This window comes from Rhodovulum sulfidophilum DSM 1374, assembly GCF_001633165.1.
Lineage (GTDB): Bacteria > Pseudomonadota > Alphaproteobacteria > Rhodobacterales > Rhodobacteraceae > Rhodovulum > Rhodovulum sulfidophilum.
On sequence record NZ_CP015418.1, the window covers coordinates 1,985,899 to 2,006,291 of the forward strand.

At 68.3% G+C, this 20,393-nt stretch carries 14 protein-coding genes and 1 tRNA gene; 8 read left to right on the plus strand and 7 right to left on the minus strand.

The features are described 5' to 3' along the window. Positions 1-72: 72 nt before the first annotated feature. Positions 73-1,872, plus strand: coding sequence for an autotransporter assembly complex protein TamA (locus A6W98_RS09445; protein WP_231098410.1), 1,800 nt, complete (start codon positions 73-75; stop codon positions 1,870-1,872). Beyond that, entirely contained in the window at positions 1,872-5,570 is a 3,699-nt protein-coding gene (locus A6W98_RS09450) for a translocation/assembly module TamB domain-containing protein (RefSeq protein WP_042460752.1), read from the plus strand. The genes A6W98_RS09445 and A6W98_RS09450 overlap by 1 nt, the downstream gene beginning before the upstream one ends. Positions 5,571-5,615: 45 nt before the next feature. Here A6W98_RS09450 and trpE read toward each other — a convergent pair whose 3' ends face one another. The 5 genes from trpE to fabI all read right to left on the minus strand — a co-directional run bounded on the left by trpE (position 5,616) and on the right by fabI (position 11,674). After that, positions 5,616-7,130 (minus strand): anthranilate synthase component I, encoded by a 1,515-nt coding sequence (trpE, locus tag A6W98_RS09455; protein WP_042460754.1) that lies wholly within the window; start codon positions 7,128-7,130, stop codon positions 5,616-5,618. A gap of 5 nt (positions 7,131-7,135) precedes the next feature. Further along, positions 7,136-8,983: a SurA N-terminal domain-containing protein gene (locus A6W98_RS09460; protein WP_042460757.1), complete on the minus strand. Its 1,848-nt coding sequence runs from the start codon at positions 8,981-8,983 to the stop codon at positions 7,136-7,138. A gap of 66 nt (positions 8,984-9,049) precedes the next feature. Then, the gene (locus A6W98_RS09465; RefSeq protein ID WP_042460760.1) at positions 9,050-10,234 is read right to left on the minus strand and encodes an aminotransferase; all 1,185 of its coding nucleotides are present in this window, start codon (positions 10,232-10,234) and stop codon (positions 9,050-9,052) included. A gap of 10 nt (positions 10,235-10,244) precedes the next feature. Then, positions 10,245-10,751, minus strand: a complete 507-nt coding sequence (gene gpt, locus A6W98_RS09470) for a xanthine phosphoribosyltransferase (RefSeq protein WP_042460763.1) — start codon at positions 10,749-10,751, stop codon at positions 10,245-10,247. Between the two features lie 98 nt (positions 10,752-10,849). Next, positions 10,850-11,674 (minus strand): enoyl-ACP reductase FabI, encoded by an 825-nt coding sequence (gene fabI / locus A6W98_RS09475; protein WP_042460766.1) that lies wholly within the window; start codon positions 11,672-11,674, stop codon positions 10,850-10,852. Positions 11,675-11,774: 100 nt separating this feature from the next. Between fabI and pdxH the strand changes: the two genes are divergently transcribed. From pdxH to A6W98_RS09505, 6 genes are all read left to right on the plus strand, one after another. After that, complete coding sequence (gene pdxH, locus A6W98_RS09480) at positions 11,775-12,380, plus strand: pyridoxamine 5'-phosphate oxidase (RefSeq protein ID WP_042460768.1); 606 nt, start codon at positions 11,775-11,777, stop codon at positions 12,378-12,380. A gap of 109 nt (positions 12,381-12,489) precedes the next feature. Further along, a complete protein-coding gene (locus A6W98_RS09485) occupies positions 12,490-13,056 on the plus strand; it encodes a cold-shock protein (RefSeq protein WP_331250192.1) in 567 nt (188 codons plus the stop codon). After that, positions 13,014-13,523, plus strand: a complete 510-nt coding sequence (locus A6W98_RS09490; RefSeq protein WP_081251871.1) for a DUF192 domain-containing protein — start codon at positions 13,014-13,016, stop codon at positions 13,521-13,523. The genes A6W98_RS09485 and A6W98_RS09490 overlap by 43 nt, the downstream gene beginning before the upstream one ends. A gap of 52 nt (positions 13,524-13,575) precedes the next feature. Further along, positions 13,576-13,652, plus strand: a tRNA-Pro gene (locus A6W98_RS09495). 732 nt (positions 13,653-14,384) lie between these two features. Beyond that, positions 14,385-18,068 carry a vitamin B12-dependent ribonucleotide reductase gene (locus A6W98_RS09500; RefSeq protein ID WP_042460772.1) on the plus strand — a complete coding sequence of 1,228 codons (3,684 nt, stop codon included), beginning with the start codon at positions 14,385-14,387 and terminating at the stop codon, positions 18,066-18,068. Between the two features lie 93 nt (positions 18,069-18,161). Then, complete coding sequence (locus A6W98_RS09505) at positions 18,162-18,407, plus strand: hypothetical protein (protein ID WP_052677990.1); 246 nt, start codon at positions 18,162-18,164, stop codon at positions 18,405-18,407. A gap of 179 nt (positions 18,408-18,586) precedes the next feature. Here A6W98_RS09505 and A6W98_RS09510 read toward each other — a convergent pair whose 3' ends face one another. Beyond that, positions 18,587-19,318 (minus strand): acetyltransferase domain-containing protein, encoded by a 732-nt coding sequence (locus tag A6W98_RS09510; RefSeq protein ID WP_042460778.1) that lies wholly within the window; start codon positions 19,316-19,318, stop codon positions 18,587-18,589. Continuing rightward, positions 19,315-20,361: a YeeE/YedE family protein gene (locus tag A6W98_RS09515; RefSeq protein ID WP_042460780.1), complete on the minus strand. Its 1,047-nt coding sequence runs from the start codon at positions 20,359-20,361 to the stop codon at positions 19,315-19,317. Before A6W98_RS09515 ends, A6W98_RS09510 begins: the two co-directional genes overlap by 4 nt. Positions 20,362-20,393: the final 32 nt, after the last annotated feature.

Sequence of the window (20,393 nt, forward strand, 5' to 3'; positions counted from 1 at the left end):
CAAAATCCGTCACGGCGGGGTGTTCCCTGCGACCATCTCGGCTAGATTGCCGGGAAAAGGGGCCGCCCGTCTGTGACCGATACGCGATTCTTTCCTTCACTGGCCGTCCTGACGGCGGTTTTCCTTGCCTCCGGCCCGCATCCGGCCGCCGCCACCGAGGCCGTGCTGAGCGCGCCCGGCGCCTCGGACGAGTTGCGACAGGCGCTGGAGGCCTCGGCGCTGACGCTCGAGGCCGCGCGGGCCCCGGATGCCAGCGCACAGGACATCTTCGCCGCCGCCCGTGCCGATTACGCGCGGCTGGTGGGCGTGCTTTACGCCCGCGGCTATTACGGCCCCGAGGTGCATGTCACCCTTGACGGGCGCGAGGCGGCCGATCTTTCGCCTTTGTCGGTGCCCGCGCGGATCGGCCGGGTCGAGATCCGGGTCGCGCCGGGGCGGCCCTTCGCCTTTTCACAGGCCCTGATCGAGCCGCTGGCCCCCGGTACCGACCTGCCCGATGGCTTTGCCCCCGGCAAGCCCGCCGAGGCCGCGACCGTCCGCGCCGCCGCGAAGGCGGGCGTCGATGGCTGGCGCGCGGCCGGACATGCCAAGGCGAAGGTCGCGGGGCAAAGCCTGATCGCCGATCATCCCGACGCCACGCTTGCCGCCCGGCTGCGGCTTGCACCGGGGCCCGCCATCCGGTTCGGCGATCTCGTCATCGCCCCGGGCTCGGGCGTGCGCGAGGACAGGCTTCGGACCATCGCGGGGCTGCCGATGGGCGAGCCCTTCGACCCCGAGGCGCTGGACCGAAGCGCCGAGCGGCTGCGCCGGACCGGTGCCTTCCGCTCGGTCCGGCTGACCGAGGCCGAGACGCTGGGCCCCGGCAACAGCATGGATATCGGGCTGGAGGTGGTCGACCAGAAGAAGCGCCGCGCCGGGGCCGGGGTCGAGTTTTCCTCGCTCGAGGGCGCCACCGTCTCGGGCTTCTGGATGCATCGCAACCTCATGGGCGGGGCCGAACGCCTGCGCTTCGACTTCGAGATCGCGGGCATCGGCGGGCAGGACGATGGCGGCGAGGACCTGTCGCTTTCCGCCCGCTTCGACCGTCCCGCGGTGATCGACGCCGATACCGGGCTGTATCTGCTGGGCGCGGTCGAGGATCTGGACGAGCCCGACTATACCGAGACCAACGCCCGGGCCGGTGGCGGTCTGACCCGGATCTTCTCGCCGCATCTGAAGGGCGAGGCCGGGGTGCTGTTGCGCTATGCCGATGTCAGCGACGATCTCGGCGACCGCAAGATGACCCATCTGACCTTTCCCGTCAGCCTGACCTGGGACCGTCGCGACGACCCGCTCGACGCCCATAAGGGGTTCTATCTCGACGGCAGCGTGACCCCGCTTCTGGCGGTCGGGGGCGCGGCCGAAAGCGGGGCGCTGATCAAGGCCGATGGCCGCATCTACCAACAGCTCGGCAGCCGTCTGGTGCTGGCCGGGCGGGCCCAGATCGGCTCGGTGGTCGGCGCCGCCAGCGACGGCGTGCCGCCGGCGCTTCTGTTCTTCTCGGGCGGTGGCGGCACCGTGCGCGGCCAGCCCTATCAGTCGCTCGCGGTCGATCTGCCGAATGGCGACCGGATCGGCGGGCGGTCCTTCATCGGGCTGTCGGGCGAGGCACGGGTCGGCGTCACCGGCGCGATCCAGATGGTGGCCTTCTATGATGCGGGCTTTGTCGGGCCCGATTCCTGGGTCTCGGACGGAGACTGGCAATCGGGCGCCGGTCTGGGGCTGCGCTACGATACCGGCATCGGCCCGATCCGCTTCGATGTCGCCGCGCCGGTCGATGGCGATACCGGCGACGGGGTTCAGTTCTATATCGGTATCGGGCAGGCCTTCTGATGCGCGTTTTTCTCGGGTTCCTTCTGCTTCTTCTGACCGCGCTGCCGCTGGCCGCCCAGGAGGATGACCGCGGCGTGCTGGTCAGCTTTCTCGAGGACAAGCTTTCCTCGGCCGGGCGCGAGATCCGGATCGAGGGCTTCGAGGGCGCGCTGTCCTCGCGGGCAACCCTGAAGGAGCTGACCATCGCCGATGAGGATGGCGTCTGGCTGACGGTGCGCGGCGCCGTGCTCGACTGGTCGCGGGCGGCATTGCTGAGGGGCGAGGTCAAGGTCGACGAGTTGTCCGCCGACGAGATCCTGTTGCCGCGCCTGCCCAGGGGCGGGGGCGCCAGCGTCGAGAAATCCGAGGCCACGCCCTTCGCGCTGCCCGATCTGCCGGTCTCGATCGATATCGGCCGGGTCAGGACTCCGCGGCTGGTTCTGGGCGAGGCCCTGATCGGGCAGGAGGCCGAACTGGCGCTGGACGGCGCGCTGAGCCTTGCCGGGGGTGCCGGCCGGGCCGATATCGAGGCGACCCGCAGCGATGCCGAGGGCGATTTCGCGATCCGGGCCGCCTATGCCAATGACAGCCAGGAGCTGTCGCTGGACGTCTCGCTGACCGAAGGGGCGGGCGGCATCGTGTCCAGCCTTGCGGGGCTGCCGGGTGCGCCGCCGCTGGCGCTGACGGTCAAGGGCGACGGCCCGCTCAGCGATTTCGCCGCCGATCTGGCGCTGGCCACCGAGGGCGAGCCCAGGGTCGCGGGCCGGCTCACCATTGTCGCCCCCGCGGATGCGCCCGAGGACCGGGCCTTTGCCGCGACGCTCTCGGGCGATCTCGCGCCGCTGGTGGCCGAACCGCTGCGCCCCTTCTTCGGCGCCGCGACCGATCTCGAGATCGACGGGACACGCCGCGCCGACCGGCGGCTCGACATCTCGCGGCTCGAGGTCTCGACCGGGGCCTTGCAGCTTGGCGGGACGCTGTCTCTGGCCGCGACCGGCCTGCCCGAAAAGGTCGATCTCACCGGCCGTCTGTCCGGACCCGTGCTGCTGCCGGTCTCGGGGCTGGACACGACGCTTGACGGCGCGACGCTCGAGGCCAGTTTCGATGCCGCGACCGGCGAGGCCTGGCAGGCGGCGATCACGCTTGACGGTCTTGCCAGCGGCCCGCTGACACTTGCCCATGCCGATCTGACCGGAACCGGCAGCATCCGGCCGCAGGACCCGGCGCTCGCGGCCGATATCGCCTTTCGTGCCACGGGGATCGGCCATGCCGAGCCTGCGCTTGCCCGGGCCCTGGGGCAGGCGGCCGAGGGACATGCGCGCCTGTCCTGGAAGGCGGGGGTGCCGCTTGAGCTGACCGATCTGCAGATCGCCTCGGGCGATGCGCGGCTGACGGCGAAAGGCACGCTTGGCAGCGCCGCCAAGGGGCTGCCCTTCGATGGCCGGATCGGGGCCGCGCTCGACGATCTCTCGCGCTTCGCGGCGCTGGCGGGGCGGGGGCTGGGCGGCGCGGCCAGGGCCGATCTGTCCGGCCGCTACCGGCTGCTCGACGGGATCTTCGATCTTTCGCTCGATGCCGAAACCACCGACCTGAAGACCGGAACGCCCCGGCTCGACCCGCTTCTGGCCGGGGCGGGGCAGGTGCGGCTTGCGGCGGCGCGCGGGCCCGAGGGCACGTCGCTGAAGCAGCTGCATGTTGAAACCCCGGGCCTGAGTCTCGACGGCCAGGGCGATCTGTCATCGGCTGCGGGCGGGCTGACCCTGACCGGGCAGGTGCCCGATCTGGCGCTGGTCGATCCGAAACTGACCGGGCCGGGCTGGCTCGACACCGCGTTCGGCTGGGAGGCGGGCGGACGGCTTCGGCTCGACCGGTTCAAGGCGACGGCGGCCGGGGCCGAGATCGCGGCCGAGGGCGCGCTGACGCCCGGCGACCCGGCGCTGCCCGCCGAAGGCAAGGTGACGCTGAGTGCGCCGAAGCTTTCGGTCTTCTCGGGTCTGGCCGGGCGGCCGCTTGCGGGCAAGCTCGACGCGACGCTGAGCGGACAGGGCGCGGTGAAAGGCGATTTCGACGCGACGCTCAGCGCCGAAGGGCAGGGGCTGGCCATCGGCATTGCCCAGATCGACCGGCTGATCGGCGGCAAGACCACGATCGCGGCCGCAGGCGCGCGCAAGGCGGGTGACCTGACGGTCGGGCGGCTCGATATCGAGACGCCCCGGCTTACCGTCAAGGCCGAAGACAGCGCGGGCGACGGCACGCTCGATCTGACCGCAAGCCTGTCCGATCTGGCGCTGCTGGTCGAGGGGTTCCCGGGGCCGGTTGCGCTCAAGGGCCAGGCCCGGCCCGAGGGGGCTGACTGGCGTCTGACGCTGAATGCGACCGGGCCGAGCGGCACCACGGCGGCCATCGGGGGCAGGCTCGCCCGCGATGCCTCTTCGGCCGATCTGAGCCTGAAGGGCCGCGCGCCGCTGTCGTTGGCCAATCCCTTCATCGCCCCGCGCAGCCTCGACGGGATGGCTGCCTATGATCTGACGCTGAAAGGACCGTTGGGGTTGTCGGCCCTGTCGGGCCGGGCGACCACCTCTGGCGCGCGGCTGTCGGCGCCGACGCTGGGCGCGGCCCTGACCGATATCGGCGGCCGGGTCGATCTTTCGGGCGGCCGCGCACGGCTGGATCTGACCGGGCGGCTCGGTGGCGGCCAGGTCGCGGTTTCGGGGCCGATCACGCTGTCGGGCGCCTTCCCGGCCGAGCTTGCGATCCGGCTGACCCGTGCCCGGCTGCAGGACCCCACGCTTTACGAAACCTCCGTCGATGGCAGCGTCACCGTCACCGGCCCCCTGACCGGCGGCGCCCGGATCGCCGGGCAGCTCGATGTCGGCCGGACCGAGATCACGGTGCCCTCGACCGGGCTTGGCGGCGGCGGCGAGCTGCCCGAGATCGACCATCTCGGCACGCCCGCGGCGGTGCAGGCGACGCTCCGGCGGGCCGGGCTGGTCGCGACCGAGGGCGAGGGCGGGGGCGGGCGGCCCTATCCGCTGGATCTGACCGTCAACGCGCCGTCGCAGGTCTTCGTACGCGGCCGCGGCATCGATGCCGAGCTGGGCGGGCGGCTGCGGCTGGGCGGCAGCACTGCCGATGTGGTGGCCTCGGGCCAGTTCGAGCTGATCCGCGGGCGGCTCGACATTCTCGCGCAGCGCTTCACCCTCGACGAGGGGCGGGTCACGCTGTCGGGGTCCTTCGACCCGCGGCTCTATTTCGTTGCCGCGACCCAGTCGGGCGACGTGACCGCGCGGATCGTGGTCGAGGGCCCGGCCAGCGCGCCCGAGATCAAATTCTCCTCCAGCCCGGAATTGCCGCAGGAAGAGGTCATCTCGCGGATCCTCTTCGGCCGCGGGCTCGACACGCTGTCGCCGTTGCAGGCGGCCGAGCTGGCCTCGGCGGTGGCGACGCTGATGGGCAAGGGCGGGCAGGGGATCCTGGGCGCGCTGCGCGGCGCGACCGGCCTCGACGATCTCGACGTGAATTCGACCGAGGAGGGCGGCACCGAGCTGAGCGCCGGCAAGTACCTGTCGGACAAGGTCTATTCGCAGGTGACGGTGAACCAGAAGGGCCAGAGCGAGATCAATCTCAATCTCGACGTCTCGCCCTATGTCACGCTGAAGGGCCATGCCGGGGCCGAGGGCGATACCGGCATCGGGATCTTCTACGAGCGCGATTACTGAGGATCGGCATGCCCGCGCCCGGAGGGGCGCGGGAGACGTCCGGGGTCAGCCGTTGCCGCGGCGCACGAAACGGGCGGCCTCGGCGGCGGCAGCGCGGAGCGCGTTCGACTTGTTGACGGTTTCCTGCCATTCGGCCGCCGGGTCGGAATCATAGACCACGCCGCCCCCGGCCTGGATATACAGCGTCTCGTCCTTCACCACCGCCGTGCGCAGCGCGATGCACATGTCCATGTCGCCGCCCGCCGCGAAATAGCCGACGCCGCCGCCATAGACGCCACGCTTTTCGGGTTCGAGCTCGTCGATGATCTCCATCGCGCGGACCTTGGGCGCGCCCGAGACCGTGCCCGCGGGCAGCCCCGCCAGCAGCGCCGACAGCGCATCCTCGCCCTCGGCAATCTCGCCCACCACGTTCGAGACGATATGCATGACGTGGGAATAGCGCTCGATGATGAATTTCTCGGTCGGATGGACGGTGCCGATTTTCGCGACCCGTCCGACATCGTTGCGCCCCAGATCCAGCAGCATCAGATGTTCGGCCAGTTCCTTCTGGTCCCCAAGAAGGTCGGCTTCCAGCGCCTTGTCCTCGGAGGGCGTGGCGCCGCGCGGCCGGGTGCCGGCGATGGGCCGGATCGTGACCTCGCCGCCGCGCAGCCGGACCAGGATCTCGGGGCTTGCGCCCACGACCTGGAAGCCGCCGAAATTGAAGAAGAACATGAAGGGCGAGGGGTTGGTGCGCCGCAGGCTGCGGTAAAGCGCGAAGGGCGGCAGCGGAAAATCCTGGGTCCAGCGCTGGGCCGGGACGACCTGGAAGATGTCGCCCGCGCGGATATAGTCCTTCGCGGTCTCGACCGCTGCCATGTAGCTTTCGCGGGTGAAGTTCGAGATCGGCTCGCCGATCTCGCGGGCCTCGCCGAAATCGCGGGTCTCGGCGGGCACCGCCCGGTCGAGATCGCGCAGCGCATCCATCACCCGCTCGGCGGCCTGGGCATAGGCGGCGCGGGCCGACAGCCCGGGCTCGGGCCGGGCGGGCGAGACCACCGTGACCTCGCCCTTGACCCCGTCGAGAACCGCCACCACCGAGGGCCGCAGCATCAGCGCGTCGGGCAGGCCCAGCGGGTCGGGATTGACATTCGGCAGCCGCTCGACCAGCCGGATCATGTCATAGCCGAGATAGCCGTAAAGCCCCGCCGCGATCGAGGGCAGCTCCTCGGGCATGTCGATGGCGCTTTCGGCAAGGATCTGGCGCAGGCTCGCCAGCGGATGGCCTTCCATCGGCTCGAAGGCGTCGGGATCGAAACGCGCCATCCGGTTGACGCGGCTGGTTTCGCCGCGGCATTCCCAGATCAGGTCGGGCTTGAGGCCGACCACGGAATAGCGGCCGCGCACCTCGCCCCCCGTGACCGATTCCAGCATGAAGCTGTCGGTCCGGGCGCCTGCGAGTTTCAGCATCAGCGAGACCGGCGTATCCAGATCGGCGGCCAGCCGGGCATAGACGACCTGGGTGCGGCCGGCTTCGTAACCCGCCTCGAAGGCGGTGAATTCGGGAATGATCCTGGACATGGCGCTTACCGGAACTGGGCGTGAACGGCGTTGATCGCCGCCTGGTCGAGCGAGAGCCCGGCGGCATTGGTCACGGCCTGGGCGAAATAGGCGTAGAGGTCCTGGGCAAGCCCCTGACCGGCCTGTGCGGCGATGTTCTGGCGCAGCATGTCGGCACCGGGCGCGTCCGCGTCGGGCGGCAGGATCTCGTCGAGCCGGATCAGCCAGACCTCGGCGCCGACCGGAACCACGGCACTGTCTCCGATATCGGCCAGCCGGAACATCGCGTCCGACAGCGGCTGCGGCATCAGCCCGCCGCGCGAGAGCGCGGTTTCCGACGTGACATCGACCCCGAGCGCGGTCATCTCTTCGCCGCCATCGATCCGTGCCTTCAGTGCCTCGGCCTTGTCGGCCAGCCGGCGCGCGGTCTCGGCCTGGCGCCAGTCACCGGCGACCTGGTCCTGCACCGCCTCGAGCGGGCGCAGGGTCGGCGGGATCTCGCGGTCGAGCCGCAGCGCGAAGATGCCGCCATCGTCAAGCTCCTTGATCTCGGGGAAATCGCCCTCGACCGCGGCATCGGCCGCCTCGCGGAAATCCTGATAGGCGGCGATGCCCTGATCGCTGTCGGCGGTATAGTCGATCTGGCCAAGCTGCATCTCGGTCTCGCGCGCCAGATCCTCCAGCGTCGCGCCCGCAGCCAGCAGGTCGTCATAGTCGTTGATCTTGTCGGCGATCATCCGCACCGCGCGGCTGTGCACGGCCTCGGGGGCAAGCCTCTCGCGGGCCTCCTCGAAGGGGATTTCCTGCTTGGCGAGGATCGCGTTCACCCGGAAGATCGCGGGGCCGAGATCGGACATCAGCGGCCCGGCCAGCCCCGGCTCGGTCAGCGCGAAGACCGCGCGCCCCGCCTCGCCGCCGATCTGCACTTCCGAGACATCGCCCATGTCGATATCGTCGATGGCAAGGCCGCGCGCGGCGACGGCGTCGTCGAAGCTTTCCTCGCCCGCCTCGATCCGGTCCATCGCCGTCTGCGCCTCGTCCATGCTGGAAAAGACCAGCCGTTCGACAAGCCGCTTCTCGGGCTGCACGAATTCGTCGATATGCTGTTCGTAAAGCTGGCGCAGCAACGCCTCGTCGGGCTCGATGGTGTCGGCCATGGCCTCGGGCGACAGCCAGGCATAGGTGATCTTGCGGGTCATCGGCGCGGTATAGGCCTCGGGCGTCGCCTCGTATTGGGCCTTGATCTGGTCCTCGGTCGGGTCCGGCACCGGGGCGTCCAGAGCGTCTGCCGTCAGATGGATGAGGCTGACGCTGCGCCGCTCGGCGATATAGGTGTAAAGCGTGTCGACATAGGTCTCGGGCGCGTCGAGTCCCGCGACCACCGCCGTCTGCAGCAGCGAGCGCGCGGCCTCCTTGCGCAGCGAGGTCTCGAACTGGGTCTCGGTCATGCCGTTCTGCGACAGCACATAGCGATAGGCCTCGCGGTCGAAGCTGCCATCCGGCCCCTTGAAGGCGTCGAGCCGCATCACCTCGCGGGCGACCTGGTCGTCACCGACAGAGACCCCGATCCTGTGCATCTCGTTGTCGAGCGCGGCATTCGAGATCTCCTGTGCGCGCACGGCATCGACCAGACCGGAGGCCTGGGCCTCGGCAAGGCTCATGTTCTGGCCGGTGGCGGCGGCGCGGGCGCGCAATTCGCGTTGCAGCGCGCGGGCATAGCTGTCGGTCGAGATCTCGGTATCGCCGACGCTGCCGATCGACTCGACGCGGCCGCCGAAATTGCTGACCCCGAAGCCGCCGAGGCCGAGCACCACGAATATCAGCATCATCCAGACCAGCGTCTTCGAGAACTGCTTGCCTTTGGACTTGGACATCGGGGCGTCTCCCTGCCGGATCTGGGTTCGCTGCTGTGTAGGTCTTTGCGCGGTCCCCCGCAAGCGTCAGGGGCGGAAGGCCGCAAGCCGTCCGAACAGCGCCTGAAGGCCCGGCCGGTCGATATTGGCAAAGGCGATGCGAAGCTGGTCGCGCGCGCCCGGATCGGTCTCGGGCAGGAACATTCCGCCGGGCAGAAGCAGCACGCCCGCCTCCGCGACCAGCCGCCTTGCCAGGGGTTCGGAGCCGATATCGAACGGGTGGCGGAGCCAGGCGAAAAAGGCGCCCGCGCCCATCAGCTCCCAGCCGGGCAGGGCGGACATGTTCCGGCTCAGGGCGTCGCGGCGGGCAAGGATCTCGGCCCGTTCGTCGGCCTTCCAGGCGCCGAGATGGCGCAGGCCCCAAAGGGCCGCGCGCTGGCCAAGCTGGTTGGGGCAGATCGCGACCGTATCGAGAAACTTCTCGACCTCGGTCACCACCGCTTCGCCCGCGATCAGCGCGCCGACGCGATGCCCGGTCAGCCGGTAGGCCTTTGAGAAGGAATAAAGATGGATCAGCGTGTCGCCCCAGTCGGAATCGACGAACAGCCGGTGCGGGGCGCCGTCGCGGCTGTCGAAATCGCGATAGGTCTCGTCGAGGATCAGCGCGATCCCGTGACGCCGACAGAGGGCGAGGAAGTCTGCCACAAGCTCGGCGGGATATTCGAGCCCGGTCGGATTGTTCGGCGTGACCAGAACGATGGCGCGGGTGCGGGGCGTGATCAGCGCTCCGGCGCGCTGGACCTCGGGCAGCAGGTTGGTCCCGGTCGCGAGCGGCACCGCCCGCATTCCGGCCATGTCGAGCCACATCTTGTGGTTGAAATACCAGGGCGTGGGCAGGATCACCTCATCGCCCGCCGCGGCAATCGAGGCGATCGCGGCGCAGAAGGCCTGGTTGCAGCCCTGGGTGATGGCGACCCGCTCGGCCCGGATGTCGCCGCCATAGGCCCTGGACCACTCGGCGGCGATCTCGGCGCGCAGCTCGGGCAGGCCCAGCACGGGGCCGTAGAGATGCGCGCCGAGATCGTTCAGCGCGGCATCGGCAATGGCCTGGCGCAACGCCTCGGGCGGCGGGTCCATCGGCGCGGCCTGGCTGACATTGAGAAGCGGCCGGTCGGCCGGAAACGAGACCCCGTCAAGCCAGCGCCTGGCCTGCATGACCGGCGGGGCGAAGGTGGCGGCGGTTCCGCCGCGCGGTGGCTGACTGGCGGCCATCGCGCCTCTCCTATTCTCCGGCGCGGTAGGGTTTGACGTATTGCAGCGCCATGTCCCAGGGGAAGAAGATCCAGGTATCCTGGCTCACCTCGGTGATGAAGGTGTCGACCTGCGGCTTGCCCTTGGGCTTGGCATAGACGGTGGCGACATGGGCCTTGGGCATGGTCGCCCGCACCACTTCGAGGGTGCGCCCGGTATCCACCAGATCGTCGACGATCACCACGCCGGTGCCGTCGCCGACCAGCTCGCGGTCGGGCATCTTGATGATGACCGGGGCGCTCTGGGACTGGTGGTTGTAGGATTTGACCGAGATCGTATCGACCATGCGGATGTCGAGTTCGCGCGAGACGATCATCGCCGGAGCCATGCCGCCGCGGGTGATCGCGACCACCGCGCGCCAGCCGCCGTTATCGGGCCCCTGTCCGTCGAGCCTCCAGGCCAGCGCCCGCGCGTCGCGGTGCAGCTGGTCCCAGCTGACATGGAAGCCTTTCTCGTGAGGCAGGCGGTCGGGGTCCATCGATGTCTCCTGTGCGTGGGTGCGACAAATGCCGGGGCGCCGCGCAGGTGTCAATCCCGCTGCGGCGCCCCTGTCTGGTGTCGGTCCTGCGTCCGGGCTCAGCTGTCCTTGCGCCCGGTGACCGCGTCGATATCGGGGGCGTCCACGGCTTTCATGCCGACGCCGTGATAGCCGGCATCGACATGGTGCACCTCGCCGGTCACCGCACTGCCCAGATCGGACAGAAGGTACAGTGCCGATTTCCCGACCTCTTCCTGGGTGACATTGCGCCGCAAGGGCGAATTCAATTCATTCCATTTCAGAATGTAACGGAAATCGCCGATCCCGCTGGCGGCCAAAGTCTTGATCGGTCCGGCGGAAATGGCATTGACCCGAATTCCGTCCTTGCCGAGGTCTTCGGCCATGTAACGGACCGAGGCCTCGAGAGCCGCCTTGGCAACGCCCATCACATTATAGTGAGGCATGACCCGTTCGGCGCCATAATAGGTCAGCGTCAGCGCCGCGCCGCCCTCGGTCATCATCCTCGCCGCCCGCTGCACCGCCGCGGTGAAGGAATAGACCGAAATGTCCATCGACATCAGGAAGTTCGACCGCGACGTGTCGACATAGCGGCCGCGCAGCTCGTTCTTGTCCGAGAAGCCGATGGCGTGGACGATGAAATCGAGCCGGCCCCAGCGCGCCTCGAGCGCCGCGAAGAGCCCGTCGAGCGACTCTTCGCTGGCGACGTCGCATTCCAGCACGATATCGCTGCCCAGGCTCGCGGCCAGGGGCATGACGCGCTTCTTAAGCGCCTCGCCCTGGTAGGAAAAAGCCAATTCCGCCCCGGCTTCGGCGCATTGGCGCGCGATTCCCCAGGCGATGGACTTGTCATTGGCGAGGCCCATGATAAGGCCCCGCTTGCCCTCCATCAGTTTTGTCGACATCCGAGGTCCCCTCGACCACCTGTTCAAAAAATTGCCGCCGGTGTAGGGCAAATGCACGGACCCATCAAGTGCGACAGGATCAAGCAGGAGGACCCAGCCCATGACCGAGCGCGAGGGCATATTCGCAGGTGACGACCCGTTCGCGATCGCGCGGCGCTGGCTTGCCGAGGCCGAGAAGACCGAGCCGAACGACCCCAATGCCATCGCGCTTGCGACGGTCGACGGACAGGGCCTTCCCAATGTGCGAATGGTCTTGTTGAAAGAGATCGAAGCCGATGCATTCATGTTCTATACGAATTACGAAAGTGCAAAGGCGGGCGAAATTGTCCTAACGAATAAAGCTGCATTCGTGTTACACTGGAAATCACTCAGGCGGCAGGTCCGTGTTCGTGGTATTACGGAAAAGGAAGAGGGGGAAAAGGCCGATGCCTATTATGCCTCCCGCGCCCTGCAAAGTCGGCTTGGCGCTTGGGCCTCGCGACAATCCCGCCCTCTGGCGTCGAGGGGCGAATTGATGGCGGAGGTGGCAATGGTGACCGCGCGGCGTGGTGTGGCGCCCGCGCGGCCGCCCTTTTGGGGCGGTTTCCGCATACGGCCTCTCGAGATCGAATTCTGGGCCGATGGGGCGTTCCGCCTGCATGACCGGTTTCGCTGGTGCAGGGATACACTTGACGGAGAGTGGCAAATCGACAGACTCTACCCTTGATTGCCTTTCCCGATTGCAGGGGGCGATCCGGGCCGTCGGACGGCGGCGCGACGGGGCGTCGAATTTGTAAGCGAAGCCTCCGGCGGCCTTTAAGTCCTCGGAGGCAGCAATGACGACCGGGATCGGATGTATGGACAAGGACAGCGACACGGCGTTGCGCGTCGAAGGGCGTGTTAAATGGTTCGATCCGACAAAAGGCTTTGGTTTTGTCGTGGCGGACGAAGGCGGGCCCGACATTCTGTTACATGCCAATGTGCTGCGGAATTTCGGGCAGAACTCGGTCTCGGACGGGGCCGGAATCGTGCTAGTGGTACACAGGACGGCACGGGGCCTGCAGGCGACCGAGGTGCTCAGGATCGAGCCCGCGGTCTCGACCGGCGCGCCGGCGCTCGAGGATGCCATGCATCTGACCGCCGAAGAGGTGGCGGCATTGCCGCTGGAGCCTGCGCGGGTTAAATGGTTCGACAAGGCCAAGGGCTTCGGTTTTGCCAATGTCTTCGGCCGCGACGACGACGTGTTCATACATATCGAGGTGCTGCGACGGTCGGGGCTGGCCGATTTGCAGCCGGGCGAGGCCATCGCGGTGCGCGTCACCGAGGGCCAGCGCGGACGCCTCGCGATATCGGTGGGTCCATGGGAAAGTGCGCTCGGGCCGGGCGGGTCATCGTCTGGATAACGGGGGCTGCTGCGGCAGCGGGGCTTTTTGCCAGTGTTGCGGCCGGTTCGGCACAGGCGGCGGAGTGCGCCGAGAACCGGGTCGATCTGCGCGGCGACTGGGGCACGGCGCGGTTCACCGTCGAGCTGGCCGATGACGAGGCCGAACGGGCGCTCGGGCTGATGAACCGCGAGCATCTTGCCGGATCGGCAGGCATGCTTTTCATTTATCCCGGCCCTCGGCGCGTCGCCTTCTGGATGGAAAACACGCTGATTCCGCTCGACATGATCTTCCTCGATGCGGCGGGACGGGTCAGGCGGGTCGCGGCCGATGCCGTGCCGCTCGACCGGACGCCCATAGACGGCGGCCCGGGCATTCTGGCGGTGCTGGAGATCAATGGCGGTCTGGCCGCGCGGCTGGGCATCGCGCCCGGAACCGAGCTGCGCCACCCGGCATTCGGGCCCGACGCGGCCTGGCCCTGCAACTAGAGACCGCGAAGCCTCTTTCCTTGGCCCCGTCCGGGCGCTAAGGAGACGGCGACGGGGCGTAGCGCAGCCTGGTAGCGCGACGGCTTTGGGTGCCGTAGGTCGTGGGTTCGAATCCCGCCGCCCCGACCAGACCCGGATTTTGCGGTCATCGGGCATTTCCCCTTCTTGCGTCACATTTCCCCTTCTTGCGTCACATTGCGGCTTCCGGATCGGGGCGGCGGCGTTGGCCTTCTCCGCCACGTTCGAAGGCAAGGCGCCGGGTTTCTCCCAAGTCTCGGACAAGCTCTCTGGTGCACAAGGGCGCCCGGGCGGCGATCCGACATGGGCCCCTGTCATCCCAAGGGGGCGAGGCGCGGAAATACAATCCTTAGATGACAAGAGCTGCTTTATTAACCTATTGCGGTCCTGCCGTTTTCGGCTTCGGTTCTGATCGGGCGGTGCCCGCCATGCCCCGGAGCCGGCAGATTTTCAGCCGGGTCGTGTAATCCGCTCTAGGCGTGGGATTTTTCAGGCTGAGCCCGGTTTTTCCACAAGCTGTGGATGAATCAAGCGCTTGTAGGCCGGTGCTCCGTCAACCCCAAAAACTTGGTCTGCAGCGCAAGAATCGCGTTGACCATTCCCTTAAAAATTCGTCAATTTGTATCGGCCTGGCGCGACGACACCAGATCTAGTGGCGATGCCGATGATCGGTGACCGCGCAGAGGCAGGACAGGACAGAGGCAGTTCAGGCGGTCGCGCAGGCGGCTGCAACCGGGCCAGGGAGCGGGGCCGGGAACGCTCGGTCGTTGCCCGAGGGCAGGCGAGTCAGCGAACAGGGCCCGCGCGATGCGCGGCGCAGGGAAAACAGGACGGATCAAATCCATGAAGATCGAACGGAAATTCACCACCGAGGAGACCGGCGCCTACGGATCGCTCGAGTTCACGGCGACGACGTCGGAGATTCGCAATCCGGATGGCAAGGTGGTGTTCCGGCTCGATGAAGTCGAGGTGCCCACGGGCTGGAGCCAGGTCGCCAGCGACGTGATCGCACAGAAATATTTCCGCAAGGCGGGTGTGCCGGCGCGGCTGGCGAAGCTGCCCGAAGAGGGCGTGCCGGAATTCCTGTGGCGCTCGGTTCCCGATGCCGGGGCGCTCGAGGCGCTGCCCGAGGAGGAGCGCTTCGGCGGCGAGACCTCGGCGCGGCAGGTCTTCGACCGGATGGCCGGGGCCTGGACCTATTGGGGCTGGAAGGGCGGCTATTTCAGCGCCGAAGAGGATGCCCGGGCCTATTACGACGAGATGCGCTTCATGCTGGCCAGCCAGATGGCCGCGCCGAACAGCCCGCAATGGTTCAATACCGGGCTGCACTGGGCCTATGGAATCGACGGTCCGGGGCAGGGGCATTACTATGTCGATTACAGGTCGGGCAAGCTGACCAAGTCGGCCTCGGCCTATGAACACCCGCAGCCCCATGCCTGTTTCATCCAGTCGGTCAAGGACGATCTGGTCAATGAAGGCGGCATCATGGACCTCTGGGTCCGCGAGGCGCGGCTGTTCAAATATGGCTCGGGCACCGGCACCAACTTCTCGTCGCTCCGCGCCGAGGGCGAGGCGCTGTCGGGCGGCGGCAAGTCCTCGGGGCTGATGGGCTTTTTGAGGATCGGCGACCGTGCGGCGGGCGCGATCAAGTCGGGCGGCACCACGCGGCGCGCGGCCAAGATGGTGATCTGCGACATGGATCACCCCGATATCGAATCCTTCATCAACTGGAAGGTCATCGAGGAACAGAAGGTCGCCAGCCTCGTCGCCGGCTCGAAGACCCATGAGCGTCATCTGAACGCGCTGTTCGAGGCGATCCGCGCCTGGGACGGCAAGCAGGAGGATGCCTACGATCCCAAGGCCAATGCCGGGCTGAAGGCCGCGATCCGCGCCGCCAAGAAGGCGTTGATCCCGGAGGGCTATGTCAAGCGCGTGCTGGACTATGCGCGGCAGGGCTACGGCTCGATCGAATTCCCGGCCTATGACACCGATTGGGACAGCGAGGCCTATTCCACCGTCTCGGGGCAGAACTCGAACAACTCGGTCCGGGTCACCGATGCCTTCCTGAAGGCGGTGAAGGCCGATGCCGACTGGGAGCTGGTGCGCCGCACCGACGGCAAGGTCGCCAAGACCGTGAAGGCGCGCGAACTCTGGGCCCAGGTCGGCCATGCGGCCTGGTCCTGCGCCGATCCGGGCATCCAGTTCCACGACACCATCAATGCCTGGCATACCTGCCCGGCCGATGGCGAGATCCGCGCCTCGAATCCCTGCTCGGAATACATGTTTCTCGACGACACGGCCTGCAACCTGGCCTCGATGAACCTGCTGGCCTTCTGGAATGACGGTGCGTTCCGCTCCGAGGACTATGTCCACGCCACCCGGCTCTGGACGCTGACGCTGGAAATCTCGGTGATGATGGCGCAGTTCCCGTCGAAGGAAATCGCCCAGCTCTCCTACGACTTCCGCACGCTGGGGCTTGGCTATGCCAATATCGGCGGGCTCCTGATGAACATGGGGCTCGGCTATGACAGCGACGAGGGCCGGGCGCTTTGCGGCGCGCTGAGCGCGGTCATGACCGGCATCGCCTATGCCACCTCGGCCGAGATCGCGGGCGAGCTGGGCGCCTTCCCGGGCCATGAACGCAATGCCGAGGCCATGCTGCGGGTGATCCGCAACCACCGCAACGCGGCCTGGGGCAAGGCTGTGGGCTATGACGGGCTCGCGGTGCCGCCGGTCCCGCTCGACCATGCCAACTGCCCCGAGGAGGGCCTGGTCGAGATGGCGATCTCGGCCTGGGACGAGGCGCTGGCGCTGGGCGAGAAACACGGTTTCCGCAATGCGCAGGTCTCGGTGATCGCGCCCACGGGCACGATCGGGCTGGTGATGGATTGCGACACCACCGGGATCGAGCCCGATTTCGCGCTGGTCAAGTTCAAGAAGCTCGCGGGCGGCGGTTATTTCAAGATCATCAACCGCTCGGTCCCGGCCGCGCTCGAGGCGCTGGGCTACGGCTCGGCCCAGATCGAGGAGATCATCGGCCATGCGGTGGGCCATGGCACGCTCGGCAACTGCCCCGGCATCAACCATACCTCGCTGATCGGCCATGGCTTCGGTCAGGCCGAGATCGACAAGATCGAGGCGGCGCTGCCCTCGGCCTTCGACATCCGCTTCGTCTTCAACCCTTGGACGCTGGGCGAGGAGTTCTGCACCAAGGTTCTGGGCATTCCGGCCGCGAAGATGGCCGATCCGGGCTTCGAGCTCCTGCGCCATCTGGGCTTTTCGCGCGCCGAGATCGAGGCCGCGAACGATCATGTCTGCGGGACGATGACGCTGGAAGGCGCGCCGCATCTCAAGCCCGAACATTACCCGGTCTTCGACTGCGCCAATCCCTGCGGCAAGAAGGGCAAGCGCTTCCTCAGCGTCGACAGCCACATCAGGATGATGGCGGCCGCGCAAAGCTTCGTTTCGGGGGCGATCTCGAAGACCATCAACATGCCCAACGACGCGACCATCGAGGACTGCCTCTCGGCCTATGAGCTGTCCTGGTCGCTGGGGGTGAAGGCCAATGCGCTTTACCGCGACGGCTCCAAGCTCAGCCAGCCGCTGGCCGCGGCGCTGGTCGAGGATGACGAGGAGGCCGAGGAGATCCTCGAGACCGGCACGCCGGCCGAGAAGGCGCAGGTCCTGGCCGAGAAGGTCGTCGAGAAGGTGGTGGTCAAGGAGATCGTCCGCAGCCACCGCGAAAAGCTGCCGACGCGGCGCAAGGGCTATACCCAGAAGGCGATCATCGGCGGCCACAAGGTCTATCTGCGCACCGGCGAATATCAGGACGGCACGCTGGGCGAGATCTTCATCGACATGCACAAGGAAGGCGCGGGCTTCCGGGCGATGATGAACAATTTCGCCATCGCGGTGTCGGTCGGGCTGCAATATGGCGTGCCGCTCGAGGAATTCGTCGAGGCCTTCACCTTCACCCGGTTCGAGCCCGCGGGCGTCGTGCAGGGCAATGACTCGATCAAGAACGCGACCTCGATCCTCGACTACATCTTCCGCGAACTGGCGGTTTCCTATCTCGACCGGACCGATCTGGCCCATGTCAAGCCGAAGGGCGCGGCCTTCGAGGAACTCGGCCATGGCCATGAAGAGGGCAAGGCCAATGTCACGCCGGTCTCGGAAAGCGCCGCTTCGAAATCGCTCGAGGTGCTGCGGCAGATCAGCTCGACCGGCTATCTGCGCAAGCGCCTGCCGCAGGAACTGGTGGTGCTGCAGGGCGGGATGAATGCGGTCGATTTCGCAGGCTCCGCCACGCCGGTCGCGGCCGTGCCCGGCAGCGCCTCTGCGCCCGCGCCGACCGTGTCGGCCGCCACCGCCATCGCCTCGGGCACGGTGCCGATGGATGCCCGGGTCAAGGCCAAGATGCAGGGCTACGAGGGCGATCCCTGCGGCGATTGCGGCAACTATACGCTGGTGCGGAACGGCACCTGCATGAAGTGCAATACCTGCGGTGCCACCAGCGGCTGCAGCTGAGACCCTGGCCCGGCTGGAAAAAGCCGGGCTGAAACAGGACGCGAGTGAGGGCCTCCCGGCCGGGATCGGGACCATCTGCGAAGGGAAAGACCGTTGCAACTGATCATCGGAAGCCAGATCGTCGCCAATGCCAGGCTGCGCCGCATCCCCGGCGGGATCGAGGCGCAGCTGGCGGGCGATGCGCTCAAGCGGCTGATCGACGCCACCTTCATCGGCGGCTCGATCGAGGTGCTCGACGGCACGCACCGGGCGCGCGGGCTTGACGTGACCGATATCCGGATGGGAGGCGCCAGCACCACGGTGACGCTGAAAGCCACCGGGGCGCGCAGCATGCATTGAGACCGGGGGCGGGTGCGCCCGCCCTTATCGCCGGGAAGGCCCAGGCAAAACCAGACGTGTCGAGCGGTAAGGACAGAGCCTGACCGGCGCGCCTCGGCCCCCTCCCTCGCGGAAGGGGGCCTTTTCTTTGCCGTGGCCGTCGGGGGCGGGCGGCGGTCCTGTCGGGGGCAGGGCCCGGTTCAGACCGGCGCGAACCGGGTCGCGGCCCAGACCAGGGCGATCAGCACCGGCTGATGCAAAAGATAGATGGCAAGGCTGTGCCGTCCGGGCCAGGCAAGCAGGCCGCTCAGGCGCCCGGGCGGGCCGGACAGCCGGTGCCAGAGCCCGGCGCGGCTTGCAAACCCGGCCAGCGCCATCCCGGCGAGGAAGGCCGCGGCCCAGGGAAAGAGCGGCTCGAAATCGACGCTCGGGCGCGGGGTCGCTGTCAGCCCGGTCCAGTCGAGCCAGCCGAGGTCGGGCAGGGGGGCGGGGCGGGGCATCAGCAGCATGCCGAGCGTGAGCATGGCGGGCACGAGCGGCGGCAGCCTGACCAGCAAAAGCCCCAGCAGGCTTGCGGCGGCAATGGCATGCAGGATGCCGAAATAGACGAAAGAGGCCGGAAAGACCGCCCAGGTCCCGAGGCTCACCAGAGCGGCCGCGGCAGCGATGCGCAGCAGCCGACGCAGGAAGGCGCGCGGGCGCAGCCCCTGGCCATGGGCCAGATGCAGGCTGGCCCCGGCCAGCGCCAGAAAGGCCGCGGCCACGCCGACCGACAGCAGCCGGAAACCGCCGGTGACGACCGTGCCCGGCGGCAGATGGCCGAACATCTCGAGATCATAGCTGAAATGGAACACGGCCATGCCGAGGAGCGCCGTGCTCCGGGCAAGGTCGAGGGCGACTATTCGGCCCGGGCTGCGGCGGGTCTCGCTCAATCGGGCTGGAAACCCGCGATCAGGCGGCGCAGCCCGAAGACCGCCCCCGCGGCGATGGCGGCCAGCGTCACCGGCGCCGACCAGGCCAGCGTGGCGAAGGCGGTCAGCCCCTGACCGATGGTGCAGCCAAGCGCCACGACGCCGCCGATCCCCATCAGCGCGGCGCCCGCGACCTGCCGACCCAGCTCGCGCGGGTCCTCGCAGGCCTCCCAGCGGAACGACCGCCGCCGCCACGATCCGAGCCAGGCGCCCGCCAGCACCCCCAGTACCGAGCCCACCGAGAACGAGAGCCCGCCCGCCGAGGAGGTCATCATCCACATCAGCGTCCGGCCGAGCGGGGCGGTGAAGGTGTGGCCCTCGACATCGACCGCGCCCAGCGTGGCCTCATGCAGCGCCGATGTCCCCCAGAGCGCGGCGCTTACCGCCAGCCCGGCCGCGACCGCCCAGCCGATCCGGTGTGGCTCGGCCCGGAGCGGCCGGTGCCAGAGGCCCCAGCCTGCCGCCAGTGCCGCCAGCCCCAGCGCGAGCGCCAGCGGCGGCAGCCCGGTCAGGGCCGCCCCGGTCAGCGCAAGGCTTTGCGGCCCGTCCGAGGGCTGTTGCGGGAAGGCCAGATCGCGCAGCGGCGCCAGCGGCCCCGACAGGGTGACGAAACCGAAGATCGAGATCACCACGACGATGACCAGCGAGCGCAGATCGCCGCCGCCGAAGCGCGCCAGCGCGCCGAAGCCGCAATTGCCGGCAAGCGCCATGCCATAGCCGAAGGCCAGCCCGCCCAGAACGCTGGCGGCCGGGTTCCAGCGGATCTGGTGGTAGATCGTGGCGCCGGTGTCGATCTGTCCGGCCGCCGCCAGCAGCGCGGTCGCGGCGATGGCGACCCCGAGGCTCACCCCCCACATCCTGATCCGCCGCTGATCGGCGCCCCAGATCGCGGTCTCGAGCGCGCCGAGCGTGCAGAAATCGCCCAGCCGGGCGGCCAGCCCCAGCACGCAGCCGGTCGCAAGGCCGATCAGCGCGGCAATGGCGCCTGGCGGTATCGTCTCCATCCGTCTCCCCCTCCGGCGGCGCCCGTCGCGCG